Source organism: Collinsella sp. LCP19S3_B6 (genome assembly GCF_052121815.1).
Taxonomy (GTDB): Bacteria; Actinomycetota; Coriobacteriia; order Coriobacteriales; family Coriobacteriaceae; genus Collinsella.
In genome coordinates this window covers 1-11,310 of the sequence record NZ_JBQKDN010000030.1, presented here as the reverse complement: position 1 = coordinate 11,310, position 11,310 = coordinate 1, and the positions used below count along the sequence as shown (strand labels likewise).

At 62.4% G+C, this 11,310-nt stretch carries 9 protein-coding genes; 1 reads left to right on the top strand and 8 read right to left on the bottom strand.

All coding sequences use genetic code 11. The features are described 5' to 3' along the window. Positions 1-216: 216 nt before the first annotated feature. Positions 217-1,209 (bottom strand): SIS domain-containing protein, encoded by a 993-nt coding sequence (locus ACTQWD_RS08380; RefSeq protein WP_427719490.1) that lies wholly within the window; start codon positions 1,207-1,209, stop codon positions 217-219. A gap of 206 nt (positions 1,210-1,415) precedes the next feature. Between ACTQWD_RS08380 and ACTQWD_RS08375 the strand changes: the two genes are divergently transcribed. After that, positions 1,416-2,138, top strand: a complete 723-nt coding sequence (locus ACTQWD_RS08375) for a GntR family transcriptional regulator (protein WP_441559731.1) — start codon at positions 1,416-1,418, stop codon at positions 2,136-2,138. 21 nt (positions 2,139-2,159) lie between these two features. Here ACTQWD_RS08375 and ACTQWD_RS08370 read toward each other — a convergent pair whose 3' ends face one another. The 7 genes from ACTQWD_RS08370 to ACTQWD_RS08340 form a co-directional block, all read right to left on the bottom strand. Further along, a complete protein-coding gene (locus tag ACTQWD_RS08370; protein WP_118238204.1) occupies positions 2,160-2,750 on the bottom strand; it encodes a GNAT family N-acetyltransferase in 591 nt (196 codons plus the stop codon). A gap of 78 nt (positions 2,751-2,828) precedes the next feature. Continuing rightward, positions 2,829-3,854 (bottom strand): threonine aldolase family protein, encoded by a 1,026-nt coding sequence (locus ACTQWD_RS08365; protein WP_118271027.1) that lies wholly within the window; start codon positions 3,852-3,854, stop codon positions 2,829-2,831. A gap of 45 nt (positions 3,855-3,899) precedes the next feature. Further along, on the bottom strand, positions 3,900-4,763 hold the full coding sequence (locus ACTQWD_RS08360) for a phosphatase PAP2 family protein (protein ID WP_427719494.1): 864 nt from the start codon (positions 4,761-4,763) through the stop codon (positions 3,900-3,902). Between the two features lie 56 nt (positions 4,764-4,819). Next, positions 4,820-8,452 (bottom strand): transcription-repair coupling factor, encoded by a 3,633-nt coding sequence (mfd, locus tag ACTQWD_RS08355; protein ID WP_441559730.1) that lies wholly within the window; start codon positions 8,450-8,452, stop codon positions 4,820-4,822. 120 nt (positions 8,453-8,572) lie between these two features. Further along, on the bottom strand, positions 8,573-9,238 hold the full coding sequence (gene nth / locus ACTQWD_RS08350) for an endonuclease III (protein WP_427719497.1): 666 nt from the start codon (positions 9,236-9,238) through the stop codon (positions 8,573-8,575). A gap of 63 nt (positions 9,239-9,301) precedes the next feature. Then, a complete protein-coding gene (locus ACTQWD_RS08345; protein ID WP_441559729.1) occupies positions 9,302-11,104 on the bottom strand; it encodes an ABC transporter ATP-binding protein in 1,803 nt (600 codons plus the stop codon). 136 nt (positions 11,105-11,240) lie between these two features. Then, a partial coding sequence (locus ACTQWD_RS08340; protein WP_441554575.1) for an IS3 family transposase occupies positions 11,241-11,310 on the bottom strand: 70 nt, incomplete at its 5' end.

The following is an 11,310-nucleotide window of genomic DNA, read 5'->3' as shown; positions in this document are numbered from 1 at the left end:
GGCAGGCCCCGCCGACCGATTGCAAGCGGTCGGCGGGGCCATTGTGGCTCTTGACAGCGGATTGGGTCATATGAGCGAAAACCCGCCAGAGCGAGCAAGGTGCCTTGAAGCGAAGCGGCATAGACCTTCTGGTCATGCCGCCGAAGCTGAAAGGCAGATTGCCGCTCTGGCGGGTTTACAGCGTCGAGCCGTTACGCGGTTCGTAGAACGGCGGAACTAATACTCAAGCTTCCACATGTAGCGGCGCGTCATATAGTCCTTGTGGGTGACGGCAGAGAGTGCACGCATGTAGACGTTGTTGAGGATCGGCGCGAAGATCAGGTGGTTGAAGTATTCGCTCACGCTGTCCTTGATGTCGTTGAGGCCGAGCTCCTTGGCGTCGAGCTGATAGACGCGCTCGCCACCGTACTGGTTGACGAAGCGGATGCCGCGCTCGTCGTTGCAGCGGCTGCGGCCGACGCTGATGAGCTGGAACAGCGAGGTGCGCTTGTCCAGGATCTCGAAGGGGCCATGGAAGAAATCGCAGGTGTTGATGGTGCAGGAGTCGATCTGTAGCATCTCCTGTACGTTGCAGATGCTAAAGACGTAGGCGGCACCAAAGAGCGGACCCTGAGCCATCACGTTGATGCAGGGCTTGTCGGCGTTCTGCTCGGCCCACTTGGCAGCGAGCGGACGGGTGTACTCGACGGCCTTGCGATAGATGGGGTCGACCAAGTCGAAGGCGGCCATAGCGGTCTCGTACTCGGCATAGCCCTCGGTCTGCTGCGTGAGCTCCATGGCGATCATGGTCACGACGGCGGAGTTGGTGCGGCCCATGCAGGACTCGTCGACGGCCAGGCTGTCGTACTGAATCTTGTAGTCGCAGACCTCGGTGAGGGCGGATTCGTCAACATAGATGGCGATGGTGCTGGCACCGTGGTCCTTGGCGACCTGGGCGGCGACGATAGTCTCCTTGGTGCCGCGCATGGACACGACGACGGCCAAGGTGTTCTCGTTAACGTAGGCAGGGGTGGCGTGCACGAACTCGTTGCTGGTGTAGCTGGAGCTCACGACCTGCGTGGCCTCGTGCTCCATAAAGTACTGGGCAGGATAGTTACCGCCGTTGGATCCGCCGGCGCCAATCCACACGACGCGCTTGATGCCGCCCTTGTCTGCCTTGTCGGCCAAAACCTGGGAGACGACATCTTTAACCTGTTCCTGAGTAGTCATCGTGCATCAGCCTTTCTTCTCGTTTGATGCTCATCACAGGCATACAAGTTACATACATGTTTTGGTTATGTCGACTAGTTGTATGCTATATTTGTCTTAGAAATTTTGCTGCTGTGGTTTTCGGTAGCTCGCTACCAGCAGTTTTATTGTTTTATTAAATACATGCTTGCTTAGGTAAGCATACAGGTTAGATATAGGTTGGCAATATGGGCGTCACATCTAAAAAGAAACTGACCCAATACGAGCGCTTGGCGGGCACGCTGCGCGATCGCATCGCTGCCGGCACGTATGCGCGCGGAGAGAAGCTGCCGTCCGAGATGGAACTCATGGACGAATCGGGGCTGTCACGCAGCACCGTACGCCACGCCCTTAAGGTGCTCGTTGATGAGGGCCTGGTGCGCACCGAGCGCGGGCGTGGCGCCTTTGTGGCCGACACGCCCGCGCTCCACGAGAACAACCTGGTGTTTTCGAGCTATACCAAGCAGGTCGAAGGCCAGGGCATGAAGCCCACCACGCGCACCGTGGACTCGGGCTTTGCCAAGGCGGCCGGCAGCATAGCTAAGTTCTTTGACGCCGCCGTGGGCAGCAAGCTCGTCAAACTTGTCCGCCTGCGCTACCTGGACGACGCGCCGCTGTGCCTGGAGACCACCTACCTGCCGCCAAGCTTCGAGACGCTCATCGATCGCGATATCAACGGTTCGCTCTACGCCACGCTGCGACAGGAGTTCCATCGCGCACCGGCACAGGGGCATAAGACCTTTGAGGTGTGCTATGCCTCGCAAAACGAGGCGTTTTTGCTCAACGTTGAGCGCGGGCAGGCGCTGATCCTGATCACCGACTACGTCTACGACACCGACGGCCGACCGCTCCATGTCTCCAAGCGCATCCAACGCACCGACCGCGCCAAATACACCGAGCCCATCGGCTAACCTGCCAAAATAAACCTGTCCCTAAATGGTAGGTTTGGGGAGGTCGGGGAACCAGGTTGGTTTGGGTTGGTTGGGCGTGCGCTCGGCTAGGACCAGCTCCATCCAACACATGTCGTACCAGCGACCGAACTTTTGGGCGCAGCGGTCGAAGGCGCCCACCAGGCGATACCCCATATGGGCATGGAAATCCTGACTGTTGTGCGTCAGATACTCGTCGTCCTTGTCGTGCGGCACGGCGATGAGCGCGCACATGTTGGTGATGCCCATCGCAATCAGGCATTGCTTGAGCGCATCGTGCAGCTTGCGGCCCAGCCCGCCGTGGCGCACATCGCGCGCCAGGTAGATCGACGTCTCGACCGACCAGTCGTATGCCTCGCGGCTGTTGAGCGGACTCACATAGGCATAGCCTACCGGACGCCCGTCCAGCTCCATCACCAAATACGGGTAGCGCTTGAGCGTACGCTCGATACGCCCGGCGAACTCCTCAACGCTCGGCACCTCGTATTCGCAGGTAATCGCCGTCTGGCGCACATACGGCTCATAGATGGCAAGCAACGCCGGCGCATCGTCGGGCGTCGCCAGGCGAATCGTCGGCTCGGACATTTCGGTCATACAACCCTTCCCCCTCAAAAACAAAGGCTGCCCTGCGCCAAGCTCAGGCGCAGGGCAGCCCCTTGTCACTACATCAGGCTACAGGACAGCCGCCAATGCGTCGATGTCCTCCTGCGTCGTGGCCCAGCTGGTGCAAAAGCGCACCACCGTGTGGGTCTCGTCGTACTTTTCCCAGTACTCAATCGAGGCATGCTCGCGAATGCGGGCCATGTCCTCGTTGGGCAGAATCACAAACTGCTGGTTGGTCGGCGTCTCCAAAAAGAACTGGTAGCCGCGCTCGTGCAGCACGCGACGAAGCGCCTGAGCCGTCTCGATCGCCTGGCGACCAATCTCAAAATACAGGCCGTCGGTAAAAAGAGCCTCAAACTGCACGCCCGTCAGGCGGCCTTTGGCAAGCAGCGCGCCATGCTGCTTAATACGCGGAATGGGATGCGCCGGGGCGTGCATACCGCAGAACACCACAGCCTCTCCGCAGAGCGCGCCGCACTTGGTACCGCCGATGTAGAACACGTCGCACAGCTGCGCCAGCTCGGGCAGGGTAATGTCGCACTCATCGGCCGCCAGCGCATAGGCCAGGCGGGCGCCATCCACAAACAGCGGAATCTCGCGCTTCTGGCACACTGCGTGAATCGCCGCGAGCTCGGCCTTGGAGTACAGCGTGCCGTACTCGGTCGATAGACTCACGTACACGGCACCCGGAAACACCGTGTGCTCGTAGCTCTCGTTTTCGTAGAACACCTGGATATAGTTCTCAAGGTCCTCGGCGTGCATCTTGCCCTCGTAGCCGGGGATGGTGAGCACCTTGTGGCCGCCAAACTCGATGGCGCCCGCCTCGTGGCAGGCGACGTGGCCAGTCTCGGCGGCAACGACGCCCTCGTACGGCGCGAGCAGCATGTCGATCACCGTCGCGTTGGCCTGCGTGCCGCCCACCAGAAAAAACACGTCGGCATCGGGGGCCTGACAGGCCTCGCGGATAAGCTGCTTGGCACGCTCGGTATGTGCATCGGTACCGTATCCGGGCTGCGGCTCCATATTGGTGTCGACGAGCGCCTGCAGCACCGCCGGGTGTGCGCCGTGGGAATAATCGTTGTTAAACGCGAGCATGGCAATCCTCTCTTACCGGGTATCGGCCAGATGATTCAAACGGAGCTATTGTACGCCGCTGGGATAGGCAATGCGCGCGGCAAGGCACTCAAGTGCCAGCACCAGAGCAAAACCGCAGCTCACGTCACTCAAAAAGTGCGCTCCGATCACGATGCGGCCAAACGCGACGAACGCCACAACCACAGCCGCCGTCCAAAAGACCACACGACGGCGCGACGGCTTTTCCTTAAAGGCCGCTGCGGGAAGCCCGGCGAGCATAAGGCCGATCGCCGCGTGCGCCGCGTGTCCGCTCGCAAACGACTTAAAGCCGTCCTTGACTACACCGGCGGCAATATAGGCCCGCTTGTCGGGGTTGCCGATCACCCACCACGGCTGAAACTCGAGCCCCGGCGTCACCTCGACCACGCGCATGCGCGGGCGCGACCACAGCGGCTTGACGATCACGTTGAGGATGATGGCCTGAGCGACCCACACGGCAAGCACCATGAGCGCCCAGCGTGTGAGCTCGTCGGGCTCGGTCGTGCGCGTGAGGCGATAGACGATAAGGTTGGCGACGATGGCCAGCACAAACGTCAGCACCAACTGAGCCGCGATGAGTTTGCCGCCAACCCTCAGGGACGAAACGATCTCATAGCCGGTCAGGCCAACATTGACGAGGATGCCGAGCACGGCGAGCCATTTGCTCCCCCTGGAGTCGGGACGCACCGCACGCACGAGCATAACGCCCGCGACGCTCGCCGTCAGCTCAAACGGCAGCTCGCCGGCCGCCTCGATAAAGCGGCCGTACATACTGCCGATGTTGAACAGCGAGCTCGAGATCTGATAATCGAAGAAACTGCCCACGCCCAGGCAGAGGGCAAGGATAACCGCGATAGCAGCGGCATCTTTCTTATAGATGTACCCGAACATGCTTTCCTTTCGATGGAACCAGATTGCCCAAATGGGGCGTTTACGGCGTCGACCCGTTAGTCATCGTCGGACGTGCCCAGCTGCTGCAGCAGCATGAGTGCCGCGGCCACGGGGCCGGTGCCGTCGTTGGCGTCGAGACCGCGACCCAGGCCGCTGCCCGCGCCGGCTCCCGCCTTGTAGGGCACCGACAGTTTGCGGCTCTTGGGGAAGTTTACCGCGCCATAGCGGGTCTTAAGCTCATAGGCCACCTTCTTGGGAACGTCGACGCCCAAAAACGTGATGCGACCGCCGCTGAGCGTAACGCTCTCGAGCCCCAGGCGCTCGCCGCGAATGCGGATTCGCGCGCGATTGAACAGGTTGAGTCCCGCCAACGGCAGCTCGCCATGCGCGGCCTCGGTCTCTTCCTGCACCTCGTCGATGCTCTCCAGGTCCTCGGCCGCCGCAAGCTTACGGTATACGAGCACGCGCTGATCCACCGCCGGCAGGTACTCCTCGGACAAGAAGTAGTCGGCCGGCAGGTTAATACCCACGCTCGCGGCCTCCACACCGGCATCGTCGTCGCCACGCGCCTCGGCCACGGCCTGACCCAGCATCTGCGTAAACAGGTCAAAGCCCACGCTCGACAGATTGCCGTGCTGCTCGGCGCCCATGAGCGAGCCGGCGCCGCGAATCTCCAGGTCGCGCATGGCGATACGCATGCCGCTGCCCAGGTCCTGGAACTCGGAGAGTGCGGTCAGGCGTGCCGTAGCCTCCTCGGTGAGCGGCAGCTCGCCCGGGAACATAAAGTACGCGTAGGCTTGCGTGGCAGAACGGCCCACGCGGCCCTTGAGCTGGTAGAGCTGCGCCAGACCCAAGCGCTGCGAATCCTCGATGATCAGCGTGTTGGCGGTCGCGTTGTCGATGCCGCTCTCCACGATGGTCGTGGCGACGAGCACGTCGATCTTTTTGGTCGCGAACTCGATCATCACGTCCTCGACCTCGCGCGGGCCCATCTTGCCGTGCGCCACGCCCACGCGCGCCTCGGGCGCGGCCTCGTGCACGCGCGCCACGGCGTCGTCGATGGTCTTGACGCGGTTGGACACGTAGTACACCTGGCCGCCGCGGCCCACCTCCAGGCGAATCGCCGCGCTCACCACGTCGGGGTCGTACTCCCCCACGTGCACGATCACGGGGCGGCGCCCGGTCGGTGGCGTGGTGATCAGGCTCATGTCGCGCACGCCGCTCGTGGCCATCTGCATGGTTCGCGGAATAGGCGTTGCCGAAAGCGTGAGCACGTCAATCTGCTCGCGCAGGTTTTTGAGCTGCTCCTTGTGCTGCACGCCAAAGCGCTGCTCCTCGTCGATGATCACCAAACCCAGGTTCTTGGGGTTCACATCGGCCGAAAGCAAACGATGCGTGCCGATGAGTACGTCGATCGTGCCCTCGGCAAACGCCTTGAGCGCGCGCTTCTGCTGCGCCGGCGTGCGAAAGCGGCTGAGCACCTCGACCTCGAGGCCAAACGGCGCAAAGCGCTCAAAGAAGGTCTCATAGTGCTGTTGGGCCAGAATGGTCGTGGGGCAGAGCACCATGACCTGACGGCCGGAGTCCACGCACTTAAACGCCGCGCGCAGGGCAACCTCGGTCTTGCCAAAGCCCACGTCGCCGCACAGCAGGCGGTCCATGGGCTTGGGCGCCTCCATGTCGGCCTTAATATCGGCGATAGCCTCCAGCTGGTCGCGCGTCTCGTCGTAAGGAAAGCTCTCCTCCATCTCGATCTGCTCGGGCGTGTCGGGCGGGCAGGCGATACCGGTAATCGAAGAACGGCGCGTATACAGATCGACCAGGTCAAACGCCAGCTTTTTGGCGTTCTTGCGCGCCTTGTTGGTGGCACGCGTCCAGTCGGCGGTGTTGAGCCTAGTCAAGCGCGGCTTGTCGCCGTCGGGACCAACATAGCGCGTGATGCGGTCGACCTGCTCGAGCGGCACGTAGAGCTTGTCGCCGTCGGCATATTCCAGCAAAAAGTAGTCGCGCTCCTTGCCGCCAACTTCCTGGCGCGCGATCTCGCTAAAGAGCGCGATGCCGTGAGTAGCGTGCACCACGTAGTCGCCCGGCTTAAACGGAAACGTGATCTGCGTAATGTCCACCTTGCGACGGCTGCGCGCGCGGTTGGCGTCCATGCGGGCATTGAGATCGGCGATCGAGAACACGGCTAGGTTGGCATCGGGCACCACCACGCCCTGCGGCAGGGCAGCATCCACAAAGGTCACGCGTCCGCGCGAGATGGTGGGTACGGCAGCACCGGCGGCAGCCTGGGCGGCGCCCGCCTCGAGCGAGCGGGCGTTGAGTGCGTCGACGCGGCGCTCGCGGATCGAGGCATGGGCCTCCTGGCGGACAGCACGGTCGGCAGAATCTGCCGCTGCCACGCGTACGCGCTCGCCAATAACGCCGGCGTTTTCGGGGGCGGCCGTCAGCGACTCCTCAAAGGTAATGCCCTCATCGCCAAAGGTGAGCTCCATCGACTCGCGCGCGCCGCGGTCGGGAATGGCAAACACGCAGGCATAGCGCTTGCCCACGACTTCCTGAACGCGCGTCATAAAGCGGTTGTCCGAGCCTGCGATAGCCGGCTGCTCAATCTTGAGCTCTGCCGTAACCGCACCGCCGGCGCGGATCAGGCTCACGTAGTTCAGGCGCTGCTGAGCACCAAAGTCGAGCTGCTGGGCGCGCACGTACAGGCCGTCCAAGCGGACAATCCCCGCCTCGCCGGCACGCGCCTCGATATCCTCGTAGGCACGCAGGCAGTCGTCGAACAGCGAGCGCGGCTCGGACAGAACCACAAGCGCCTTGCCGCTCACGTGCGCCAACGGGCTCACGGTCTGGCCGTACATCACCGGCAAAAAGCGGTCGAGCTCGGGTGTGACGATACGCGCATCAACCATCTCGAGCAGTGCCGCCAGCTTGCTGTCGCTCTGGCTTGCGCGATAGAGCGCCACGTGCATGTTGTGAACGGCTTCGTCGGTAAGCGCCAGCTCGCGGCACGGGAAGATCTCGATGCTGTCCTCGTTGCCGATGGTTTGGCCCGTAGAGCTCACCATACGGCGAATGCGATCAATTTCGTCGCCAAAGAACTCAATGCGCACGGGCGCTTTCTCTTGTGCGGGGAATACCTCGACGGTGTCGCCGTGCACGCGGAACAGGCCGGGTGCGTCGGCGGCGCCGGCATTGGTGTAGCCCATGCCCACCAGGCGCTGCGGCACTTCGTCAAAAGGAACCTCCTCGCCCACCGCAAAGGTCGTGGACTCCCAGTAGCGGCTCTCGACTGGCGGCACGCAACGCAGCAATGCACGGGCCGAGGCAACCATGATGCAGTTGTCCCCGCGCACGATACGCCCCAGAGCCTCGCAGCGCTGCGCCACCACGGCATCGTCGGGCGCCTGCTCGCGCCACGGATAGTCCTTGCGCTCGGGAAAGCGGCACACGTGCGCCAGGCCCACGTAGGCGGCAAGGCTGCGCGCGGCGCGATCGGCCGCGTCCTCGCCGCTCACAATGTAGACCGTAGGGCGCGGGCGGCGCGCAAACTGAGCAGCCGCCATAAGCGTGCGGCCCGACTGCGACACGGCCAGCGTCACATCCTCGCCGGCGTCGAGCCCGGCCTCGACGGTCTGCAAGGCTTCGGCAGTGTAGAGCTGCGCGGCTATACGGTGAATGAGCATGCTGTTCCTCCGGCATCGCAACGCCAAAAGCCCGCCGGGGCAAGCTCGGCGGGTCTTACGTCAAAAGTATTGATTATCATGGTAGCGCATGAGGTGAACACGCCAGCGCACGCCAAACAGCTACCCCAAAACGCGCATGCTCGGGCAAAGATCTGCCAGCGGGCACTCGTCGCACTTGGGTTTGCGGGCGTCGCAGATCTCGCGGCCAAAGGTGATCCACTGGTGGTTGACCGACTCCCAATACTCGTGCGGCAAGATCTTGAGCAGATCCTGCTCGGTCTTGAGCGGCTCTTTGGCGTGCGTCTTGGGACTCAGCATCAGACGGTGCGCGATGCGGTTGACGTGCGTATCGACCGCGATACCCTCGACAATGCCAAACCCCACGTTGAGCACGATGTTCGCCGTCTTGCGCCCAACGCCCGGCAGCTTGACAAGCTCCTTCATGTCGGCCGGCACCTCGCCGCCGTAATCGGCGACAATCATCTGTGCGGCCTCCACGGCGTGCTTGGCCTTGCTCTTATAGAAGCCGAGCGACTTAATGGTATCTGCCACATCGGCAACGCTCGCCCCCGCCATGGCCTCGGGCGTGGGCCACTGGGCAAACAGCTTCGGCGTCACCTTGTTGACCTGCGCGTCGGTCGTCTGCGCCGAGAGCAACACCGCTATGAGCAGCCTATAGGGATTCTCGTGGTCCAAAAAGCACTCAACCGGGCCATAGCGACGGTTAAGGCGCTCGCACACCTCAACGGCGCGCTCGCGCTTGGCGGCATTGGTCTCGCGTGGCATAACGACTCCTCGGATTGGCGGCATAACTTACCTATGGGCACGATTGTCCCACGTATGGGGTCTTTACGCCTCCAAAAATGCGCCGGTCTGGCGGCCCCACAAGCTTGCGTACTCGCCGCCTGCCTCGACAAGCTGCGCATGCGTACCGTCCTCGACAATCTCGCCGTCCGCCAGCACCACGATGCGGTCGAGCGCCGCCACGGTGGACAGGCGATGTGCCACCACAATGGAGGTGCGGCCGCGCATCAGGTTCTCAAGCGCCTCCTGCACCAGTGCCTCGGACTCGCTATCCAGGGCAGAGGTCGCCTCGTCGAGCACCAGAATCGGCGCGTCGGTGAGGATGGCACGGGCGATGGCCACGCGCTGGCGCTGACCGCCCGAAAGCTTAACGCCGCGCTCGCCCACCATGGTGTCAAAGCCCCGGGGCAGGCGGTCGATAAACTCCAGGGCATTGGCCAAGCGGGCCGCCTCGCGGATCTGTTCGTCGGTGGCATCGGGGCGGCCGTAGGCGATGTTCTCGCGAATGGAGCGGTGAAACAGCAGCGCCTCCTGCGGCACGTAGGCAACCTGGCGGCGCAGGCTCTGCTGCGTGCAGCGCGAGACATCCTGACCGTCCACGAGTACGCGACCGCCCTGTACGTCGTCCAGGCGCAACAACAGTTTGGTGAGCGTCGTCTTGCCCGAGCCCGATTTGCCCACCAGGCCCACGCGCTGACCCGCCGCCACATGAAGTGTCAGGTCGTCGAACACGCTCTCGCCCGCCGCGGCGTCGCGGTATGCAAAGCTCAGGTGCTCAAAATCAATCGCGCCCTCGCCCACCTTGAGCTCGGGAGCGTTCTCGTCGTCTGCCACCAGACGCGGCTCGTCCAGCACACGCGTCATCTCGGCCGCATCGCCCAGCGCGCGATTAATGCGCTGCATCATGGAGCTTACGTAGTTCAGACGCATGGTGAGGTTGTACGTATAGGTAAAGATCATGACAAGCGAGCCGGCAGAGATACCAAACCACGCGTTGCCGCCCACGACGAACACGCTCACCACGGCCATGGTGATGACGATAAGGCCCGAGGTCGTAAAGTTGCGTTGCATCATGGCGTGCATCGAAACCGTTTCGGCGTCGCGCGCGGCGCGGTCGGCAGCATCGAACAGGTCGCGCTCAAAGTCTTCGCGCCCACAGGTCTTGACGGCCAGGATGTTCGTGACCGCGTCGGACAACACGCCCGACAGTTTGTTCTGCGCGGCGGACGTCGCGGCCGAAAGCGGCATGATGCGCTTATACATGAGCCAGACAAACGCAATGTAGACGACCATAATGCCCACCAGGATCACGGTAAACGTCGGCACCACCGGAGCGAGCGCCGCCACCGTGCAGACAACCGAGGTGACAGTGGGAATGAGCGAATACACCGTCACGTCCACCAGCCCCGTGTAGCCGCTCATAAAACGGCTCGTCTGACTCACAAGCGATCCGCCAAAACGGCTGGTGTGGAATGTCATGGATTGATTGGAGAGCGTGTCGAAGCACAGGCGCGCCAAGTGATAGTTACCCGCAATCTCGAGCTTGTAGACGGTGTAGTCCTGCAGCTTGGAGAGGATTTGGCCCACTAGGTTAACGAGCACGAGTGCCAGAATGTAGGGGCCAAAGACCTCAAACACCCGGTCGCCCGCCACGGGGCCGGCCTGGACGCGGTCGACGATAAGCGCCATCACGTAGGTGTTGGCAAACGTGAGCAAAAAGATGTAGCCCGCCGACGAGAGCACCGAGAGAAAGACGATCAGCGGCTGCGTGCGCGTGACGTCCCAAAAACGCTGTAGCGTGCGGCGCACGGTTGAGCGTTTGAGCGGACTGGTGCTTCTCTGTGACATGGGCTTCCTTTCACATATGGCGGGGCTAAACGTCATTGTTGCATACTAAAGCACACTTCAGGCAAGCACGATGCGAAAAGCAGCGGGGCGCCCGCGTTTGAACTGCACCCCAAAACTTGGACGGCTTAAATAAGAACTACGCCGCAAGGGGCTGGTTCCGGAACTCCTCCGGGGTCAGCCCCTTCAGTTTAACCTGCCTTCGCCTC